The 20806-nt window shown below is 56.8% G+C and carries 17 protein-coding genes; 7 read left to right on the top strand and 10 right to left on the bottom strand.

Annotated features, from left to right (window positions below; all coding sequences use genetic code 11):
• Position 1 precedes the first annotated feature (1 nt).
• Together M5M_RS13530 and M5M_RS13525 are read left to right on the top strand one after the other, a co-directional pair.
• Positions 2 to 613, top strand: coding sequence for a hypothetical protein (locus tag M5M_RS13530; RefSeq protein WP_015048056.1), 612 nt, complete (start codon positions 2 to 4; stop codon positions 611 to 613).
• On the top strand, positions 610 to 2568 hold the full coding sequence (locus M5M_RS13525; protein ID WP_015048055.1) for an alpha/beta hydrolase family protein: 1959 nt from the start codon (positions 610 to 612) through the stop codon (positions 2566 to 2568). Before M5M_RS13530 ends, M5M_RS13525 begins: the two co-directional genes overlap by 4 nt.
• A 267-nt stretch (positions 2569 to 2835) precedes the next feature.
• On the opposite strand, the gene M5M_RS13520 is transcribed toward M5M_RS13525, so the two are convergent.
• The 9 genes from M5M_RS13520 to tkt all read right to left on the bottom strand — a co-directional run bounded on the left by M5M_RS13520 (position 2836) and on the right by tkt (position 12505).
• Entirely contained in the window at positions 2836 to 3225 is a 390-nt protein-coding gene (locus M5M_RS13520; protein WP_015048054.1) for a hypothetical protein, read from the bottom strand.
• Positions 3222 to 4121, bottom strand: coding sequence for a hypothetical protein (locus M5M_RS13515; RefSeq protein WP_015048053.1), 900 nt, complete (start codon positions 4119 to 4121; stop codon positions 3222 to 3224). The genes M5M_RS13520 and M5M_RS13515 overlap by 4 nt, the downstream gene beginning before the upstream one ends.
• A gap of 11 nt (positions 4122 to 4132) precedes the next feature.
• Entirely contained in the window at positions 4133 to 5317 is a 1185-nt protein-coding gene (locus M5M_RS13510) for a dipeptidase (RefSeq protein WP_015048052.1), read from the bottom strand.
• A complete protein-coding gene (locus M5M_RS13505; protein ID WP_015048051.1) occupies positions 5314 to 5685 on the bottom strand; it encodes an MmcQ/YjbR family DNA-binding protein in 372 nt (123 codons plus the stop codon). Before M5M_RS13505 ends, M5M_RS13510 begins: the two co-directional genes overlap by 4 nt.
• Positions 5672 to 6694, bottom strand: coding sequence for an alpha/beta fold hydrolase (locus M5M_RS13500; protein ID WP_015048050.1), 1023 nt, complete (start codon positions 6692 to 6694; stop codon positions 5672 to 5674). The genes M5M_RS13505 and M5M_RS13500 overlap by 14 nt, the downstream gene beginning before the upstream one ends.
• Positions 6695 to 6747: 53 nt before the next feature.
• Complete coding sequence (gene fba, locus M5M_RS13495; protein ID WP_015048049.1) at positions 6748 to 7812, bottom strand: class II fructose-bisphosphate aldolase; 1065 nt, start codon at positions 7810 to 7812, stop codon at positions 6748 to 6750.
• 263 nt (positions 7813 to 8075) lie between these two features.
• Positions 8076 to 9239 (bottom strand): phosphoglycerate kinase, encoded by a 1164-nt coding sequence (locus M5M_RS13490; RefSeq protein ID WP_016389529.1) that lies wholly within the window; start codon positions 9237 to 9239, stop codon positions 8076 to 8078.
• Between the two features lie 50 nt (positions 9240 to 9289).
• Positions 9290 to 10318, bottom strand: a complete 1029-nt coding sequence (locus tag M5M_RS13485; protein ID WP_016389528.1) for a type I glyceraldehyde-3-phosphate dehydrogenase — start codon at positions 10316 to 10318, stop codon at positions 9290 to 9292.
• Positions 10319 to 10504: 186 nt separating this feature from the next.
• A complete protein-coding gene (tkt, locus tag M5M_RS13480) occupies positions 10505 to 12505 on the bottom strand; it encodes a transketolase (protein ID WP_015048046.1) in 2001 nt (666 codons plus the stop codon).
• Between the two features lie 264 nt (positions 12506 to 12769).
• Between tkt and M5M_RS13475 the strand changes: the two genes are divergently transcribed.
• The 3 genes from M5M_RS13475 to M5M_RS13465 all read left to right on the top strand — a co-directional run bounded on the left by M5M_RS13475 (position 12770) and on the right by M5M_RS13465 (position 15320).
• Positions 12770 to 13162 carry a BlaI/MecI/CopY family transcriptional regulator gene (locus tag M5M_RS13475; RefSeq protein WP_015048045.1) on the top strand — a complete coding sequence of 131 codons (393 nt, stop codon included), beginning with the start codon at positions 12770 to 12772 and terminating at the stop codon, positions 13160 to 13162.
• Between the two features lie 5 nt (positions 13163 to 13167).
• On the top strand, positions 13168 to 14613 hold the full coding sequence (locus M5M_RS13470; protein WP_015048044.1) for a TonB family protein: 1446 nt from the start codon (positions 13168 to 13170) through the stop codon (positions 14611 to 14613).
• 80 nt (positions 14614 to 14693) lie between these two features.
• A complete protein-coding gene (locus tag M5M_RS13465; RefSeq protein ID WP_015048043.1) occupies positions 14694 to 15320 on the top strand; it encodes an energy transducer TonB in 627 nt (208 codons plus the stop codon).
• Between the two features lie 92 nt (positions 15321 to 15412).
• On the opposite strand, the gene M5M_RS13460 is transcribed toward M5M_RS13465, so the two are convergent.
• Positions 15413 to 18499 (bottom strand): S8 family serine peptidase, encoded by a 3087-nt coding sequence (locus M5M_RS13460; protein WP_015048042.1) that lies wholly within the window; start codon positions 18497 to 18499, stop codon positions 15413 to 15415.
• Positions 18500 to 18635: 136 nt separating this feature from the next.
• Here M5M_RS13460 and M5M_RS13455 point away from each other — a divergent pair, with 136 nt between their 5' ends.
• A complete protein-coding gene (locus M5M_RS13455; RefSeq protein WP_015048041.1) occupies positions 18636 to 19619 on the top strand; it encodes an ArsR/SmtB family transcription factor in 984 nt (327 codons plus the stop codon).
• Between the two features lie 12 nt (positions 19620 to 19631).
• Complete coding sequence (gene metK, locus M5M_RS13450; RefSeq protein ID WP_015048040.1) at positions 19632 to 20786, top strand: methionine adenosyltransferase; 1155 nt, start codon at positions 19632 to 19634, stop codon at positions 20784 to 20786.
• Positions 20787 to 20806: the final 20 nt, after the last annotated feature.

The following is a 20806-nucleotide window of genomic DNA, read 5'->3' as shown; positions in this document are numbered from 1 at the left end:
CATGAAATTTGACTTTTACAGATTTTTTTTGGTTGTTTTTTATACACTGCTCGTTTCTGCTGATGTGAGCTCTGCCGGTCTGACTCTGCAGTCACTGCAATCTCCCGCGAATATTGAATCCAATCAGGGTTTACTGGTGTTATCACTGGACGTTAAAACGCAAACCACCAAAATATATCTGGCGCCCTTGCCACTACGGAGCATCAGAGGTAAAGATTACGCCGGAGCACGGACCATTGAATTCAATGCACCCAGTCAAGGCTTTGTTTATGTAGTGCTGCCAGCCGGCACATACCAAATCACCACCATAGAAATTCCATACTTCAATTTGCCGTATTCTCTTGGCCGAGAGGACGACGAACGCTGGCGCCTGATAGTTGAACCTGGTTCGATTGCTTATGCAGGGCATCTCGCCATCGATAAACTACGAAGCGAACACAGTGTGAAGGTAGAGCTTCACAATCGCGGTTTCGAACAATGGCCACAGATTCTCAGCCAGTTAGCCCCTGCGCTCAAATCAATGGAAAAGATCAATGGCCGCGCCATGAGAGATCCTGCACAGGAGAAGCTGTTGAAATCCTTTCAGAAATCAACGACTGACATCAAATCATGATTCGTATCCTTTTATTTGCGCTTTTAATGATAGTCTTTGCAGGGAAGGGCAAAGCAGAGTCAATCATTGACGCTACCGAAATAAGCTTTGTAAGGCTTAGTCCAGATGGCGATCAGCTCGCCTATGCAAAGCAAAAGGACAGTATCAGCGAAATCTATGTAAAACACTCCGAAACCCGCATTAGCCAGCCCTTTAATCTCAACCAACTTAAGCTTAATAAGCACCGGTTACAGAACCTTCAATGGGTGAATAAACGCGTTCTATTAATTGAACTGAGTCAGGAAGTTATTGGCATTGGCAACCTGGAAAACACGCGATCCCAGATAAAGCGCTACCTGTTAAAGATAAGCGAAGATCAGACAACTTTTAATCAATTCAAAGAAATTGAATCTGAAGGCTGGATCAGTCACATCGACGCAGAGAAAGGCCGCATTCTTTTTGCACGAAGCAGTCGAAATTCAAGTGTCTACTCACTCAATCCAGACACAATACTTTCTGCGCCCAGCAGTACCGGAAAATTCCGGTTGATAGATGCCGGCGAGGTCACCGCCAAGAACAAAATACAAACTACAAATGGGTATGTAGTCCGTTGGTTTTTTCACAACAACCAACCCAGTGCGGCACTAAAATTTACTGACACCAAAGTCATGGAACTGTCGCAATTCAACCAACAAGGCGAACGATCGGTCTATACATGGAAGCTGGGAGAGGAGGACGAACCCACTGTGTCGTTAGATTCTTTAATTCCAATCGGATACAACGGCACCAAGGATCGATACTATGCAACTTTCAAGGAAAACGATTACAACCAGACGTTATATGAAATAGACTACCATAGTCATTCATTCACCCAGCTTGAAACCCATAGCGACGGAAAGATCATCAAGCTTATTCAAAGCCAGATCAACCATGAGCTGATCGGAGCGACGGTGATTAATCAAGGCCGTATAGGCGACATCTATTTTTCTAATAACGAAAACAATTTCGAATTGTCCGATCAGTTATCAGTGGAAATTGCCCGCAGCCCCAACGACACCCACACCCTTCGATATACCGAAGCAAGTAGTCATCCTGGAAAATTTTCAATAATCGATAAAAATGGAAGAACAACACTACAGTTAATGAGGTTGCCTCACTTCGATCCAACGCCCTACAGCCAAACAGACAGTCGTTTCATCAACCGTGATGGACAACGTATCAATTACTTCCAAACTTACCCTCGGAACGTGGCTCCACAAGGTCTCTTGGTACTGATACACGGCGGACCGATCGGAGCATACGATACTCCTTACTTCGACCAACAAGCAGAGTTTTTTGCGCGCCAGGGTCTCGTCGTCGTCAGAGTCAACTATCGAGGATCCGGAGGTTACGGCAAGGCATTTCTGGAAGCCGGTAAAGCCGAATGGAGCACAGGCATGCTGAACGACATTCTGGCTTCGACCCAAGAGACACTCAACACTCCAAGGTTCAAGCATTTGCCGGTATGTATTGGTGGTTTCAGCTATGGAGGCTATGCAGCCGCGCAACTGGCTGCAACACATCCAGAGGTTTTTCAATGTGCCTTCAGTGCCGCCGGTGTTTCAGATCTTAACCTACTGATGCAGGACACCAGTATGAGCAGGCGTCAGTTCAACTGGTTAATGGAACAACTGGGTGACGCCGCAAATGAGCCCGAAATGCTCTATCGGCTATCGCCAGTCGCCAGCATAAACCAAGATATGGGCCCGCTACTCATTATCCATGGCAGCAAGGATGAGCGCGCCCCTGTGGAACATGCTTATCGGCTTCACAATAATGCCAAAAGCCTGGGCCTGCCTGTTACGCTGGTCGAACTCGCTGATGAGGACCACTATTTTGATTTACCTGGCTCAAAACAAAAGGTCTTTTCAGCCATCAGTGATTTCCTGAAAAACGCTATGCAGAGCCGACCAAAGGATAGCGATACGAACAGATAAGCAGCTGCTACAATTCAGTACGAACATACTGCAGTACTATAACCAAACCCGATCAACCCGGCTTGCTGCAAAACCCTCTGATTCAGCGATTATTGCAACCGTGCAACGGCGTCGAATTCCTACAGCTTGGAAATAGTACAGTGGTGGGATGCGCGTTCGCTTATTCCACCCTACCCAAATCCGAACCCGAACCCGAACGTAGGGTGGAATAAGCGCAGCGCATTCCACCTTCAAATTCCACCTCGGCACCTAACAATTACAACGCCATTAACGCGCCAACCGTAAGCTCATCATCGTAACCAGCGCCCAGATCCAATTAAAAAACAATACCAACACGGGTGTCATGGTGCCCAGCGATAAACCCGCGACGCCCTTGCCCATAAAATAAGGAAACACCACGAACAACTGAAACGCGGTGGGAAACAGGCTGAACACCGCCGCCTGAGTAAATCCCCGGCTGCCCAGTGGCAATGCGAACAACAAACCCCAGAGCCCACCCCAAACAATGCGCGGGTAGAGAAAATGCGCGGTCAGTACCGGCGCAATGGCCACGCCCATGCTCTGGCTCACGCCGTAATAACCAAACGCCCATACCGCCAGGCTATTGGCCAGCGCGCCGATGGCGCCGGCGCTGAAACAGATCATTAAATTCTTCATTTTTTATCCCATAAAGAAAAGTCCCACTCGCCTGCATCGTTGAGGCACGCTTTGAAATCCGAGGACGTTGGTGGTTTGCCCGGGTGGCCGCCATAGGCGGTAATTCGCCAGCATTGGTTGTTAATTTTTTCTTTAATGGTCAGGCTACCGGTCAGCCCGGAGGCTGCAGAAAATGCTTCCCGGTCGCCGGCTGCCGCACCGTCTGCAAGTAGTCTGGCACCTGCCGCCGTCAATGCTGATACTTCTTCATCGCTTAACTTTTTACCGCCGAACAGTAAGTCGCCGGCGCCAAGCAGCATATCAAACGGCATTCGCAACACACCGGTTACCGCGCCTTGCGTGGCTTTTCGACCCGCTTCACCAGCTTTATCAGCAAGCTGACCTGCCTGTGCCAGCATCAACGGAACATCGCTTCTCAGCGCCGCACTTTCGGCAAGAATAGGGGGAACCGAAGCGCGGATGGCGGCCGACTCTGCAAGTATCCCGGGCAGCGCTTCGCGCAAAGCGGCGGATTCCTGTAACAGTGCCGGTAATTGTTGTTGCAACTGATCGACCTGTGCCACCAGGGGCGGTAGTTGAGTATCGACCAGCACACGGATGGCGGCCACTTCTTGCAACAGCTCTGGCGTTTGCATCTCAAGCCAGCGTTGGGTCTGATCGAACGTCTCCAGCGCAACGGGGGTTTGGGTTTCAGCAAGGCTGATACCTCTGTTGACCTCCTCCCGCCAGTCATCCGATTGCGCCAGAAGCTGGGGCACCATTGGCAACAGCTTATCCACCGCGGTCACCACCGCCGCCAGTTGCAAGGAAAAATACACCAATGCAGCAGACAGAGAGAACAAGGACGCGCCCACAAACCAGCGGGCCGCATTGGAAGTTGATTCGCGCGTCGCCATGCAGCCCTCCGCTATTTGCCGGCAGCGTACTGCTCGTTCGCTTCCATCACCCGCAGCACATTGCCACCGAGAATTTTGGCAATGTCACGTTCCGGGTATTTTCGCTTGAGCAATTCAGCCACCAGGTTCGGATAACTAGACGCATCCTTCAAGCCCACTGGCAGGCTATCGCCTACCCCATCGTAATCAGAGCCCAGTCCCACATGGTCGATACCGGCTATCCGAACCGCACGGTCGATATGATCTGCCACCTGCGCAACCGTAGCGTAGGGGTAGGGAAATTTTTCTTTGTAGCGCCGGTCAAAATCAGCGCGCCGCTCCGGGGTCAGATTTTCGCCCTGCAAGGCTTCAAAGGCTGCAACCGCCGCATCATGGTTATCATTCCATTCAACCGCCGCCTGGTGCACAAAGTAGCTGCCGAAATTGATCATCAACACGCCGCCATTTTTCGCCAGCGCTTTCATCATTTTATCGTCCACGTTGCGCTCAAGCCCCGGGGTAAAATGGCGCAAGGACGAATGCGAGGCAATCACCGGCACCTGGGAAATTTCCAGCACCTGATAAAACGCTGCATCCGACAAATGGGACACGTCTACCATAACGCCCAGGCGGTTCATGTCTTTTACCAGCGCCACACCAAAGGGACTGAGCCCCTGCCAGATCTTGGTCTTATCGTAGGACGAATCCGAAATGTGATTGGCCTTCGAATGGGCAAGCGTAATATAGCGGATACCGCGCTCATAAAAGTGTTGCAAGTTGGCCAGATCACCCTCAATTGCCGCGCCGTTTTCCATGCCCAGAGGCAGCGCGACCTTTCCGGCCTTGTGCGCTGCGCGGATGTCGTCGGCAGTGCGCGCGATGACAAATTTTTCCGGGTTCCGGTAGACCATCGCCTCCACCTGATCGATGAGCGTGTCGGCCAGCGCTTTTGCGCCTTTACCCTCTTTTGTGGCAGGGATATAGATGGACATGAATGGCGCATCCAGACCACCTTCGCGCGCGCGCTCAAAATCGAAATCACCTGTCCGGGTGCGCACGGCCACATCGTCCCAATGTTCCTGCAAGCGATAAGGCAGATCCACATGCCCATCCACGACCGGGTACTTCTGAACCAGCAGCTGCGCTTGCCGGGCCGTGTCGGCATGGGCACCCGACGCCAGTGCAACTGTCAAAAATATTCCAATGATTTTCTTCATGCTCGAGGTCCTTTCAACGATTCCCGTTCGGATTTTTTCAGCCCGGCCACCACGCGCTCATAGGAATGGTGAATTTCTTCCCGGATAAAATCCAAGGGCAGCGAGCCGTCCAATGTGAGGGTGTTCCAGTGTTTTTTGTTCATGTGGTAGCCGGGTTTGATGGCAGCAAACTGTTCTCGCAGTAACATGGCGCGCCCCGGCTCGCACTTCAGATTCAGGTTCATGGGGCTGTCTTGCCAGGCGAGGATGGCGAATATTTTGCCGCACACGCGGTAACAAATGACCTCGGGGCCAAATGGCATATCACTGGTGGCGCCTACCTGATCGAGCAACAACGCTTCTACTGCCGGATATTCATGCGGCTTCATGAGGTTTGCGGGTGCGCAGAAAGCTGTCTACAAAAGAATCGGCCACCGCCATGTATTCCGCGCGCAACTCAGGCGATTCATTGATTAACTGGTGCATACCGGTATTCAACCAGTAAATGTGGTGGCGCGGCAGTTTAGTGCACAACAACGGCACGTTGTAGCGCCAATCCACCGTGTGGTCTTCGTTGCCCTGAATCATTAACGTCGGCACATCCAGACAACTGGCCTGCTCGGCCTGGGCAATCCAGCGTTTCATGGCGCCCACCCAGCGCAAGGACAAAATGCGCGGCTGTAACGGATCGCGCTGAATCAATTCAAGGAATTGTTCGTCGTGGGAGTTTTGTGAAAACACCCGGCGCAGGCTCGCCATAAAGGGCGACACCAACCAATGGGCAAAGCGGCCAAACTTCCAGCCTTTGGGTCGCACCAAGGGCGCCAGAAAAATCTGCGCGGTAAACGTCGCTTCGGCCTGGAACCAGGAGGCACGATCCAGCTGGTACTTTAGTAGCACCGCACAGCCGGTGCTCTGCGCGAGGCCCACGTTCGGGCCTGCCACCGGCAATTTTTTCGCTTGTTCAAACACATCGGCCAGCGCAGCGGTGTAATGTTCGAAGTCGTCCACTGTGGCGCGTTCGCCATCGCTTAAACCATGACCGGGTAAATCAAACGCCACCACCGCCATATTGTGGCGCAAACCGAATTCAATGGCGTGACGATAAAGGCCCACATGATCGTAGTAACCGTGCACCAGAAATAATTTGCCGTAGGGTTTTTCCGGCATCCAATACTGGGTACAGATGCGGTCACCAGACACGTTCAGAAAGCCAAAGCCGTGCTGCGCAGCAGGCAATTGATCGAGACCGTAATAAGAAAGATACGCATTCAGCGTGTCGGAATCAGAGAGCTGCTGATCCTGCTTGGGAATAAAGGTGAGCGGACGCCACTGACGTACCAGTTGATCGATGGCCGAGAGAATGGCCGTGTTATCTTCCGCTAACGGTTGATGCATGAATAAAAACGGCAGCCGGTTGAACCCCGGCTGCCGCTTGGCGTCCCTGGAGGTTATTTGATATTCGGGTCAAGGCTACCACTTTCGTAGCGCTTGTACATATCCTCAAGACTAATGGTTTTTATCTTCGACGCCTGACCGGCGGTGCCGAACGCTTCATAGCGGGCGATACAGATATCGCGCATCGCTTCGGTGGTTTTGGCCAGGAATTTGCGCGGGTCGAACTCGCGGGTATTTTCTGCCAGGAACTTACGCACCGCGCCGGTACTGGCCAGACGCAGGTCGGTATCGATATTGACCTTGCGAACACCGTGTTTGATGCCTTCGCAGATCTGCTCCACCGGTACACCGTAGGTTTCCGGGATATCGCCACCAAACTGGTTGATCACCGCCAGCCACTCCTGCGGCACAGACGAAGAACCGTGCATGACCAGGTGAGTGGACGGGATGCGGGCGTGGATTTCCTTGATGCGGTCGATGGCCAGAATATCACCGGTTGGTGGACGGGTGAACTTGTAGGCGCCGTGGCTGGTGCCACAGGCAATCGCCAGTGCATCCACCTTGGTGGCAGCCACAAATTCGGCAGCTTCTTCCGGGTCGGTGAGCATCTGGTCGTGGGTGAGCTTGCCTTCAGCGCCCACACCATCTTCTTCACCGGCTTCGCCGGTTTCAAGCGAGCCCAGACAACCCAGTTCACCTTCCACCGAAACACCACACGCGTGCGCCATGGCCACGGCCTGCTGGGTTACGCGTACGTTGTAGTCGTAGTCAGCCGGGGTTTTGCCGTCTTCTTTCAGGGAGCCATCCATCATCACAGAGGAAAAGCCCAGCTGAATGGAGCGCTGGCACACGGCGGGGCTGGTGCCGTGATCCTGGTGCATACACACGGGAATGTGCGGGAATTCTTCAATCGCCGCCAGAATCAGGTGACGCAGAAACGGCGCACCGGCGTATTTGCGCGCACCGGCGGAGGCCTGCACAATCACCGGCGAATCGGTTTTGCTGGCGGCTTCCATAATAGCGCGCATTTGCTCTAAGTTGTTCACGTTGAACGCCGGCACACCGTAGTTGTGCTCGGCGGCGTGATCCAGCAGCTGTCGTAAGCTGATCAATGCCATGGCTGTGTCCTTCTCTTTCTCTGTAGGCTTGCGCCTTCTCGTAAGTGTAGTGCCGACTGAGCCGGTCTGTAGTGTTGTTAATTCTTTGTGCTGGCGCTCTTATGGCGCTTTGTCAGCGGTACTCAATTCACTATCGCGCTGCCCCTGAGGGCAAACACCCTGGGGGACGCGTGAATCCATCCATGGAGCTCGACGACCGCGTCCCTGCGGTCGACGCCCCCAGGGTATTCACCCTCAGGGGCCGGAAACATCGCAGTCAGATGCTATTCCGCCGCGCGCGATTCCAGCATCGCAACCGCAGGCAATACCTTGCCTTCCACATACTCAAGGAAAGCGCCACCACCGGTGGAAATATAGGAGACCTTGTCGGCAATGCCGTACTTGTCCACCGCCGCCAGGGTGTCGCCACCGCCGGCAATGGAGAAGGCCGGCGATTCGGCAATGGCCAGGCTCAGGGCCTTGGTGCCTTCGCCAAACTGGTCAAATTCAAACACCCCCACCGGGCCATTCCAGATGATGGTTTTGGCGTTTTTCAGGATCTCGGCCAATTGGGCCGAGGTCTGGGCGCCAATATCAAAAATCATGTCGTCATCGGCCACGCTGTCAGCGGATTTCGCTTCGGCTTTGGCGGTTTCTGAAAACGCCTTGCCGCATACCACGTCCACCGGCACCGGAATGTCGGTTTTGGCCATCAGCGCCTTGGCGGTATCGATCAGGTCGTGCTCGCACAGGGACCTGCCCACGTTCTTGCCGCTGGCGGCCAGGAAGGTATTGGCGATACCGCCACCCACGATCAGCTGATCCACCTTGTCCGACAGTGACTCCAGTACGGTCAGTTTAGTCGAAACCTTGGAACCGCCCACAATCGCCACCAGGGGGCGCGCCGGTTTGGCCAGCGCCTTTTCAAGCGCATCCAGCTCTGCCGCCAGCAAGGGGCCGGCACAGGCGACCGGGGCAAATTTAGCTACGCCATGGGTAGACGCCTGCGCGCGGTGGGCAGTGCCGAATGCATCCATAACGAATACATCGCACAGAGCCGCATAGGCTTTTGACAAAGCCTCGTCGTCTTTTTTCTCGCCTTTGTTAAAGCGAACGTTTTCCAGCAACACCAGCTGGCCCTCAGCCACGTCTACACCGGCCTGCCAGTCTTTGATTACCGGCACTTCACGACCGAGTAATTTGCCCAGGTGCGCGGCGACCGGCGCCAGAGACGACTCATCGTCAAACACGCCTTCTTCCGGGCGGCCCAGGTGCGACATCACAATCACTTTGGCGCCGGCGTTCAGTGCCAGCTCGAGGGTAGGCAGTGCGGCACGGATGCGGGCATCGCTGGTGACCACGCCATTTTTTACCGGCACGTTCAGGTCTTCACGAATCAGAACGCGCTTGCCTTTTAAGTTCAGGTCCTTCATCAGCTTTACAGCCATGAAACTTTCCTCTTGATCGTTAAATTAAATTTTGTGTGACTGTTTTTTGTTTAAAACTTATCTGCCCAATAACTGGCGGTATCCAGCATGCGATTGGCGAAGCCCCATTCGTTATCGAACCAGGTCAGCACCTTCACATGGTGTTTGCCCGCCACCCGGGTCTGGCCACCATCCACAATGCCGGAACGGGCATCGTGATTAAAATCCCAGCTCGCCAGCAGTTCATCCGTATAGCCCAATACACCACTGAATTTTTCCTGCGCGGCGGTGCGAATCAGGGCATTGATGGCTTGCGCATCGGAGGCATTTTTCACCACCAGATTCAGATCAATGGCCGACACATTCACCACCGGCACGCGCATGGCCTGCGCTTCGAATTTGCCGGCAAGTGCTGGTAACAACCGGTCGATGCCGCGCGCCAGACCGGTATCCACCGGAATAATACTCTGGAACGCCGAGCGGGTTTTACGCAAATCCGTGTGATGGTAGGCATCGATGACCGGCTGATCATTCATGGCCGAGTGAATCGTGGTGAGCATGCCGGATTCAATGCCCAGCGCTTCATCCAGCAAATGAATCACCGGCACAATGCAATTGGTGGAACAGCTGGCGTTGGACACGATATGTTCGCGCCCGCTCAGTTGCTGATGGTTGTAACCATACACAATGGTGGCATCCACATCGCTGGTGGCGGGGTGGGAAAACAATAAATGTTTTGCGCCGGCATCTATGTGTTTTTGCGCGGTGGCGCGGTCATCAAAACTGCCGGTGCATTCCAGCACCAGATCGATGTCGAGTTCCCGCCAGGGCAAACGTGAGGGATCTTCTTCGTGCAGCAGCTGCATATCCCATTGGGCAATGCGGATGCGCTCCTCGCCCACCAGTTCCACCGGGCCGGCAAAGCGCCCGTGAGTGGAGTCGTAGCGAGTGAGATGAGCAATGGTATTGCGGTCGGCCAGCTCGTTGACGGCCACCAATTGCAGATCTTTTGCGCGACCAGCCAGTTGCGCCTCAAATAACGCGCGCAATACCGAACGGCCAATGCGGCCGTAGCCATTAATTGCAACCCGTATCGCCATGCATGCCCCTGCAATGGGAGACGCTAAAAGCGCCTTTTAGCCTGGCCCGCGGGTAGCAGGGTGGACGTTACGGGGACGCGCGAATACATCCCTGTAGCTTGACGCCGACGTCCTGTCGGCGACACCCCTTCACGTCCACCCTGCCACCCGCTCATCAGCAACGGATGGGCCAGAGAATAAAAAATATCAGTCCAGCAACTCGTCAACCGCGGCCACCACATTGTCCACGGTGAAACCAAAGTGCTCCATCAGTGCTGCACCCGGTGCAGATTCGCCAAAGGTGGTCATGCCCACTACGCGGCCATCAAGGCCCACATACTTCCACCAGAAATCCACGTGTGCGGCTTCAACTGCAACGCGTGGCAGCACAGACAATGGCAATACTTTTTCTTTGTATTCCGCATCCTGTGCGTCAAACACGTTGGTGGATGGCATAGATACCACTCGCACCTGCTTGCCACGGCTGGTCAACTGTTCGGCCGCCGCCAGTGCAAGAGACACTTCGGAACCGGTGGCAATGATGATCGCCTCGGGCTCGCCTTTACAATCTTTCAGGATGTAACCGCCGCGGTTAATGTCGGCCACCTGATCCGGTGTACGCACAATCGGGTCCAGATTCTGGCGCGAAAACACCAGTGCCGTCGGGCCGTCGTTTTTCAGCAGCGCTTCTTTCCACGCTACCGCCGATTCGGTGGCATCGGCCGGGCGCCAGGTGGTCAGGTTCGGCGTCATGCGCAGGTTCGCCACCTGCTCAATGGGCTGGTGCGTAGGGCCGTCTTCACCCTGACCGATGGAATCGTGGGTGAACACAAAAATGCCCTGCTGCTTCATCAGCGCAGCCATGCGCACCGCGTTGCGGGCGTATTCCATGAACATCAGGAAGGTGGCACCGTAAGGTACGAAACCGCCGTGCAGCGCAATGCCGTTCATGATCGCCGCCATGCCGAATTCACGCACGCCGTAAAAAATGTAATTGCCGCTGGCGTCGTCTGCAGTCAGACCTTTGGCGCCGCTCCACAGCGTCAGGTTGGAACCGGCCAGATCGGCCGAACCGCCCATCAGTTCCGGCAACAAGGGGCCGAACGCATTGAGTGCATTTTGTGAGGCTTTGCGCGAGGCAATTTTCTCGGCCTTGGCCTGCACTTCGGCAATGTAGGCATCGGCTTTGGCCGCGAAATCGGCCGGCAATTCACCCTTGATTACGCGGCGCTCGTATTCGGCGGCCAGTGCAGGGTGGGCTGCCTTGTACGCATCAAACTGGGCATTCCAGCCCTGCTCGCGCTCGGCGCCTTTGGCTTTGGCGTCCCAACCGGCGTAAACATCAGCAGGCACCTCAAACGGCGCGTGCGCCCAACCCAGCGCTTCGCGGGTGAGTTTGATTTCATCGTCGCCCAGTGGCGCACCGTGGCAATCTTCCTTGCCCTGCTTGTTGGGCGAACCAAAACCGATGATGGTTTTGCAGCAAATCAGTGTGGGTTTGTCGCGCTCGGCGCGGGCCGCTTCAATAGCCGCCTTGATGGCGTCGGCATCGTGGCCGTCCACCGCCGGGATAACATGCCAGCCGTAGGCTTCGAAACGCTTGGGCGTATCGTCGGTAAACCAGCCTTCCACTTCACCGTCGATAGAAATGCCGTTGTCATCGTAGAACGCAATCAGCTTGCCCAGGCCCAGGGTGCCGGCCAGTGAACAGGCTTCGTGCGAGATGCCTTCCATCATGCAGCCGTCGCCCAGGAAGCAGTAGGTGTAGTGATCCACAATGGCGTGGCCGTCGCGGTTGAACTGAGCTGCCAGCGACTTCTCGGCAATGGCCATGCCCACCGCGTTAGTGATGCCCTGGCCGAGCGGGCCAGTAGTGGTTTCCACACCGGGGGCATAACCGTACTCGGGGTGACCCGGGGTTCTGGAGTGCAGCTGGCGGAACTGCTTCAGCTCGTCCATGGGCAGGTCGTAGCCGGACAGGTGCAGCAGGGAATAAATCAGCATGGAGCCATGGCCATTGGACAGCACAAAGCGGTCGCGGTTAGACCAGGCCGGGTTGGCCGGGTTGTGGCTCAGATAGTCGTTCCACAGCACCTCGGCAATATCGGCCATGCCCATGGGGGCACCTGGATGACCGGATTTGGCTTTCTGTACCGCGTCCATGCTGAGTGCACGGATGGCATTGGCGAGGTCTTTGCGTGAGGCCATGGAAGGGCTCCTTCGGGTTTGGCTCGGTTGGCGTCCAGCGTTGGCTGGGGCTTAAAAAGGGGCGCTATTTTCGCAGCTTTGACGGTTGGGTGAAAGGTCAAATACTGGTCATTTATCCGCGACATGTACAACCTAAGGGTTGCGCTTTCTGAACCTTTGCAAGCCTTGGTAAGCAAAACACCGCCATAGCCACTTGACCCGGCTTCACCCAAGTGCTAATTTTTTAGCACAGTGCTAAAAAATTAGCAGGAGACCGGAATCCAAATGACACCCCCCAAGATCAGCCGCCGCGAGCGGGAAATCCTCGATGTGCTCTACCAGCAGGGTGAAGCCAGCGCGCAGGAAGTGCAGGACCTGATGCCCGACCCGCCCAGCTACTCCTCGGTACGGGCTCTGCTGGCGCGGATGCTGGAAAAAGAGCTGGTGACCCACCGCCAGGACGGCGCCAGGTACCTCTATAAAGCCGCACAGGAACGCGCCAAAGCGCAGACCAGCGCGCTCTCTCGCATGCTGAAAACGTTTTTTGACGGTTCGGTGGCCAAGGCCACATCTGCGTTACTGGGCGACAAGGGCGACGAGTTATCCGAAGCAGAATTGGACGAACTCGAAGCCGCCATTGCCAAAGCCCGCGCGAAAAAGCGCCAATCCCAGGACTGATCCCGATGATTGCGGCCAACCTGCTCGCCAACCTGCTGATCAAGCCACTGCTGCTTACGCTCCTGGGCGCGTTCTTTGTCCGGCAGGCAGCACACCGGTCGGCCAGCCATCAGCATTTTCTCGCCAGCGCCCTGTTGGCCGGCTTGCCACTGGTGTTGCTGGCCGCCTTTTACCTGCAGGGCATCGGCCTGCGCATCACCACGCACAGCGACCATTGGAGCCTGGTGCCAGTCGCGAGCCTGCTGCAGCAACCCTGGGTTCAGGTGGTCATTGCGGCCTACCTGTTTGGCGCCCTGTTTATCCTGTTCTATTTGCTGCTGGGGCTCTGGCTGTTACGCACCATCGACCGCACAGCAGCACCCAGCAAGGCGCAATCGCGGCTGGACTGGCTGCGCAAGCTGAGTGGTATCAGCCAACCCGTATGCGTGAAAACCAGCGCCGCCATCGCGCATCCGCAGGTGTGGGGCTGGCGCCGGCCCACGTTACTGGTGCCCACCCGGTTCGATCAACAAGCTGCTGCCGCACAGGATCTGGCCCTGCTGCACGAGCTCGGCCACGTGGCGCGCAATGACTGGGGCTTAAGTATCGCTGGCCGGATTATCTGCGCGTTATTCTGGCCCCTTCTGCCGGTCTGGTGGCTGGCGGCCAACCAGCGCCAACTGGCCGAGCGCGCCACCGATGACTGGGTCTTGGCGACGCGCAATAAACCCGAAGACTACGCCGATCTGCTGCTCGCGTCGGCGCGCACACTGCAACAGGACCTGCCCAGCCAGGCGCTGAACGGCTCGCCCCTGTTTCAACGCGTTCAGTGTTTGCTGAATGACAATCTCGACCGGGATACGCGCGATCATCAGAGTCTGGCCGCGGGCTTGGCGATCACGCTTGGTTTATCTGCGTTACTGGCGGTGGCGCACCTGCAACCGGTTGCCCCACTGCCCGCGAGCCATCAGATCACCTGGCGTTGGTTGCCGCAGGAAACCGTTGAGCCCACGCTGGCGCCAGATGACGCGCTCACTGTCGCGCCGCTCCCTACGCTTTTGCCCGAACCGCAGCGGCCTGCGCGCGAACCTATGGAGCAAGTGCGGGTACTGGCGCGTGCAGATGCTATCGACGGCACATACGCCGGCGGCCCAGCAGCCGACATTCAGGTAGGCCGCCCGGATCTTCCCGGCATACTGCCCATGATTCTGGTGACACCCGATTACCCACGCGCGGCACTCAGGCGGGGCATAGAAGGCGTGGTCAGGCTCGGCTTTTCCATCGATGCCGAGGGCCGGCCGGTGGATATTCGGGTGCTGCAATCGCCACACGCATCACTTACGCAAGCCGCCATTGACGCCATGCAGCAGTCCCGCTACCGGGCGCCACTATTGAACGGCCAGCCGGTGCAGCTGACCGGCCTGACCGAAGACTACCGTTTCCAGATCCAGACTGATCCACCGGACACCTGACGTCCATCTCCCGCGCAACCGCGCACCGGCGCGGCGGCGCACCGTTCAAACCAAAAAACTGAAAAAACAGGAGGGTGTCTATGAACACCGCAAGCATCGCTCGCTCTGAATTTCACCCCGGATTCCGTTTTTCCGGCGCACTGCCCCTGGCCGCCTGCATGACACTGACACTGGTGTACGGCATGCACCTGCTGATAAAAACCGATTATGTTGAGATCGATGACCCTGCACCCGTGCCGGTAATTGATATTGTGATGCCGGAAAAAGAAATCGTGGACGAGTTCGAGGAAATCACCAAAGCCCCCGAACCCATGGAGCAACCGCAAACCCCCGAAGACAACACATGGATTCCGCCAGAAGCCGAGGGAGGAGTTTTTGCTGGCCCGGTTAGCACCAGCGTGATCAAAGAGAAACCGAAGATTCATGTCGGCGGAGGCGGCTTGGTAAAACAAGTCATGCTCGCACCCGATTATCCACGTCGCGCCTTAGCGCGTGGCATTGAGGGTTTTGTGGATATTCAATACGACGTCACCGCCTACGGCACCACCGAAAACCTGCAGGTGCTTTACGCCGAGCCGGAGAACATTTTTGATCAGGCCGCGCTGCGCGCCGTAGCCAAGTGGAAATTCCGCCCACAAATCATCGACGAAGAACCGGTGCCCACGCGCGGCTTGCGCGAGCGGGTGAGATTTACCATAGAGAAGTGAAGTGCGCGAGGTGCGTTTGGCCGACGCCAACGCACCTCGCTTTATGTTACATGGCAGTAAATTGTTACCATCCGGATGCGTTTAGTGCTGAATTATTTACGCGTTATCCTGATCCGATTGTTTTCCTCTGGATTTGTCTGCGCTGCACTGCTGACCGCATCCCCAATCAGAATCAGGAAATCCGCATCGGTCAGATCATCGTTGATTTGTACCGGCGTCAAAACACCGAGGGTGGGATATGCGCCGCAGACTTCGCCCGCATCACATAACTCCAGGTCGTTGTCATTGTCGGTACCGGCCACCAGATAAAATTTACCGCTGGGCAATTGGGTGAAGCTGTAGATGTAATCGCCCTCATCACCGGGATCGACGCTCGGATAGAGCACTGCCTGATCAAAGAAATTGAAGTTCTCATCCAGTAACAACAGATAAATAACGCCCACGCCATTGTCCGAGGTTTGTACGCCCTGCGTCATACTCACCAACACCTCCGCCGTGGCGCCATTGCTGTCGGTAAAGGTCACGGTGGTCTGGTAGCTGCCATCGGCTAGGCCTGTGCGATCCACCAGCAATTGGTAACTGCCAAAGCCATCGCCATCCACCGTGTCAGGATTAACGGTCAGCCAGTCCGCTGTTTCGAACACCGAAATCACCTGCAGCGCACCGTTACCGGTTTTATTCACTTGCACCGTTGCCGCATTCTGGATCGCTCCCATGGCAACCGAGCCGGGGTTTACAGCCAGGCTCGCCGGCAGGGTATTACCGGCTAAAGCCAGGGCGTATTGCACCGCCTTGTAGGCATCGACGCGGCCGTAACCAAAACTGTCATCCCTGCCACTGGGGCCCACATCGACAGTGATGCCGCCGCTGCTGATTGCCTGATCGAACTCCGCCGGCGTTAACGACGGGTAGATCTCCGCCATCAGGGCGGCGACCCCGGCCACGTGCGGGGAGGCCATGGATGTCCCCTGATACCAGGCATAGGCCGAGCGGCGCTGACCGGAGGACTGATCCACCAGCGTGCTCAGAATACCGCTGCTGGCGCCGGTGCGCTGGTTACCACCCGGCGCGGCAATGGCGACAAATTGCGATTGGTTGGAATAGGGCGCGCGGGCATCAAACCGATCGGTGGCCGACACCGAGACCACCGCATCGTAGCTGGCCGGGTAGCCGGGCGCGGTAGAGTTTTCATTGCCTGCCGCCGCAATCAGAATCACGCCCGCATCGCGCACCGCCTGATAGGCCTGGGCTTCAGAGGCGGAAAAGCAGAACTGGCAGCCGAGGCTCAGGTTGGCAATTTTTGCCGCCACGGGGGGCACCGTACCGGAGTCATTGGGCAGGCGAGCCGCATAACGCAGGCCCTGCAGGATGTCGTAACTGGAGCCGCCCTGGGTCCCCAGCACCCGGATCGGCATAATCCGGGCGCCATAGGCCACGCCCACCCCACCGCGGCCGTTATTGGCCACCGCCGCCACCGTGCCGGCCACGTGAGTGCCGTGCCAGGACGAGTTGCCGGACAAGCCACCATCGCCCGGATCATCCGGGTTGTTGTCGATGCCATTGCCGTCGGCAGCGTTGGCACTGCTGCTGATGAAGTCGTATCCACTGACCAGGTTGGCGCCTAAATCCTCATGCGCCAGGTACACGCCAGTATCCAATACCGCCACTATCACGCCCGCGCCCGTGGCGTGATCCCAGGCCTGGGGCAGGTTGATCTGGGGGTAATGCCACTGTTGGATGTAGCTCGGATCGGTAGGTATCGTGGCCTGCGGCGTCATCCAGTAGTTTGGCGCCACTTCCGCCACTGCGGGATCGCGCCGCAATTGCTTGAGCGCACGCAGGGTGGCCTGCTTGCCCGCATGCGCTGTCGGGCGATTGAACCCGGCCGTGAGGGCCCGCAACACCGGCGGCTCGGATAATGCCATGCGGGCCAACCGGCCGGCCCGCGGTTCGCCGGCCAACTTCAAGCCAGCCGCACGGGTATTGGCCTGGGCTGGTGTCAGCACGCCGTCACCGGCCATGCGCACCAACAGCTCGTTTTCCACAATCGGTGACCGGCTGCCCATTGCCCAGGCCCGCGCCGGGATGCGCGCGGCACTGACACCCACACTGAGCTCGTAATTGGAGAAACCGCTGTAAGCGAAGACTTCAACCCAATAGGTACCGCTCAACGGCGCTTCCACCACTTCCACATCCGACACGCCCTCGGAAAAGTCCAGCTGGGTGCCGAGGTCGTTGTAGAGGAACAAATCAATGTCCACATCCCCGTTGGCCCAGTCGCCAATCTCCAACAACACCCTTTGCCCAGCCTGCAGATTGACCCGGTAGAAATCGCTCACATCGGAACTGTTGGCAAAGCGGTCGCCGTTCTGGGTGCCGCCCGTGGGGGCCTGTGCGACAAAGCCGCCGGTAATACTCGGGTTGCCGATGACCTGCGCCTCGGGGCCGCTGTTGTTGGCCACAAGCGTGCTGAGCGGGTCATTGGTATCGCCATCCACATAGGTTTGCTCGGTGGCGCGCACCCGGCCGGAAATACTGTACTGCCCCGCGGAGCGCGGCAACACTGTGATGACCACGCTGTCGCTGGACAACAACCCGGTGTCGTCGGTCAGGGTCAGAACCACTTCGTAATCACCCGGCTGTTCGAACACATGACTGACCTGAGGCCCCTGACCAAAACTGCCGTTATCGTCAAAGTCCCAGTGGTAGGACGCGATATCGCCATCGGGATCGGTGGAGCCGGTGGCATCAAACTGGACAGTCGCCGGCGCAATGAGGTGGGGCGCGGCGGTGTCGATAACCGGCACCGCGGGTTGCTGGTTCAGTACGTTGACCACCTCGGTGTGGCTGTCCGTCGCCCCATCATCGTCGGTCACGGTCAGGGTCACGGTGTAGCTTCCAGCGTCAGCATAGATGTTCGACACCACGGCGCCGTTGGCGGTATTGCCATCGCCAAAGTCCCAGCTGTAAGCCTCCACGGTGCCGTCACTGTCACTGGATGCAGAGCCGTTGAATGCCACCGTTGCCGGCACTGACAAGCTCTGGCTGGTCACCGTAAAACGTGCGACCGGGTCCTGGTTACCAAAGACCGGATTGCCGGAGCCCCCGCTGCCACTGCCACCACCGCAACCGCTCAACACCAGGCACACACCCAGCACCCACACCACATACCATCGCATCGTCACGCTCCTGTGCACCGGGGTTATTCGTTATCCGGTCAGATCAGATAACGCACCGGGGCCGAAAACCTTCAATTCACTCAATCTATATCAAAATATTTTGATATAGATTGAAAGCTTGCTACACTTCACGCCCATGAACAGCGCCCTCAATCAGAATCCCGTCACCGGCGAAACTCTCGCTATCGCCCTCAAAGCGGTGGCCGACCCGCTGCGCCTGGCGATTTTGCGCCTGATGGCACAGGATTCCTTTGGCGTGTTGGAGCTGGCCGGGCTGTTCGATATGCCGCAATCCGGCATGAGCCACCACCTTAAGGTATTGACCAAAGGCGGCTGGATTGCCAGCCGGCGCGAAGGCAATTCCAACTTTTACCGCCGCCAGTTGGTGGCCAGTCACTGGCCGCTTGCCAACACCCGGACAGCACTACTGGCAGACCTGGACCAACAACCGCTGGCGCCGGCCCTGGTGGACGGACTCCAACAGTTATACGCAGAAAGGTCAAAAACGTCGCAGGCATTCTTCGCAGAAAACGCGCAAAAATTTCATGCTCAGCAGGATCTGATTGCGAGTTTTCCCGTATACGGCGACTCGGTATGCGAAATGCTCGGCCACCTGTTCCCGGCCACGGCCCGCCATGCCATAGAAGTGGGCCCCGGTGCGGGTGAATTGCTGCCGTGGTTAAGCCAGCGGTTCGAGCGGGTCACCGCACTCGACAACGCCCCCGAGATGCTGGCGCAAGCGCGCGACAACAATCGCACGCTGCACAACGTGACATTTATTGAGGGCGACACCCGCACAGGCGTTAACCAGGGCTTCAAAGCTGACTGCGTTGTCACCAACATGGTGCTCCATCACACGCCCAGTCCGGCAGAAGTATTCAGCGACCTGGCGTCCATGCTGGAACCCGGTGGCCAGCTGGTGGTCACAGACCTGTGCCGGCACGACCAGTCCTGGGCCCGCGACGCCTGCGGCGACTTATGGCAGGGCTTTGAGCCTGAAGAATTTTCCGGTTGGGCACAACGCGCAGGCCTGATCGAAGGTCAGTCCAACTATTTTGCACTGCGCAATGGTTTTCAAATTCAGCTTCGCCAGTTCCGGCTGGCCAACTCTATTCAATAGACGGAGACATCCATGTCCGAATACGCCATCTTTACCTCCGAATCCGTTTCGGAAGGCCATCCCGACAAAATGGCCGATCAGATTTCTGACGCGGTGCTCGATGCCATTCTCACCGACGACAAAGACGCCCGCGTGGCGGTGGAAACCCTGGTGAAAACAGGCATGGTGGTGGTAGCCGGCGAAGTGCGCACCAGCACCTATGTGGACCTCGAAGACCTGATTCGCGGCGTCGTACTGGACATCGGTTACGGCTCATCCGACGTGGGTTTCGACGGCGCCAGCTGTGCAGTGTTGAATGCCATTGGCAAACAATCCGCCGATATTGCCATGGGTGTGGACGAAGCCGACAACAAGGACCTGGGCGCTGGCGATCAGGGCCTGATGTTCGGCTATGCCACCAACGAAACCGATGTGCTGATGCCCGCCCCGATTTATTACAGCCACCGGTTGGTGGAGCGCCAGGCCAAACTGCGCAAAAACGGCGTACTGGAATGGCTGCGCCCGGATGCCAAAAGCCAGGTGACGCTGCGCTATGAAAACGGCAAACCCGTCGCCGTCGATGCCGTGGTGTTGTCCACCCAACACTCACCCAGCATCAAACAAAGCGATTTGCGCGAAGCGGTGATGGAGGAAATCATCAAACCGGTATTGCCAGCGGAATGGTTGCACAAAGACACGCTCTACCACATCAACCCCACCGGCCAGTTCATCATCGGCGGCCCTGTGGGTGACTGCGGCCTGACCGGGCGCAAAATCATTGTGGACACCTACGGCGGCATGGCCCGTCACGGTGGCGGCGCCTTTTCCGGTAAAGATCCTTCAAAAGTTGATCGCTCTGCCGCTTACGCAGGCCGCTACGTGGCAAAAAATATTGTCGCCGCCGGTCTGGCCGATCGCTGTGAAATTCAGGTGTCTTACGCCATTGGTGTGGCTGAACCCACGTCTATTTCTGTCAATACTTTTGGCACCGGCAAACTGTCTGATACCGATATTGTGAATCTGGTGCGCGAGCATTTTGATCTGCGCCCGCAGGGTCTGATTGCCATGTTGGATCTTAAGCGGCCGATCTATCGCCAAACCGCCGCCTACGGTCACTTCGGCCGCGAGATTCCGGACTTCACCTGGGAAAAAACCGACAAAGCTGAGGCGCTGGCAAAAGCGCTTTAAAACAAGTAGCTGATGCCTGG

This window comes from Simiduia agarivorans SA1 = DSM 21679 (assembly GCF_000305785.2).
Taxonomy (GTDB): Bacteria; Pseudomonadota; Gammaproteobacteria; order Pseudomonadales; family Cellvibrionaceae; genus Simiduia; species Simiduia agarivorans.
Note: the sequence above shows the minus strand (reverse complement) of the source record. Positions and strands in the feature narration are given on the sequence as shown.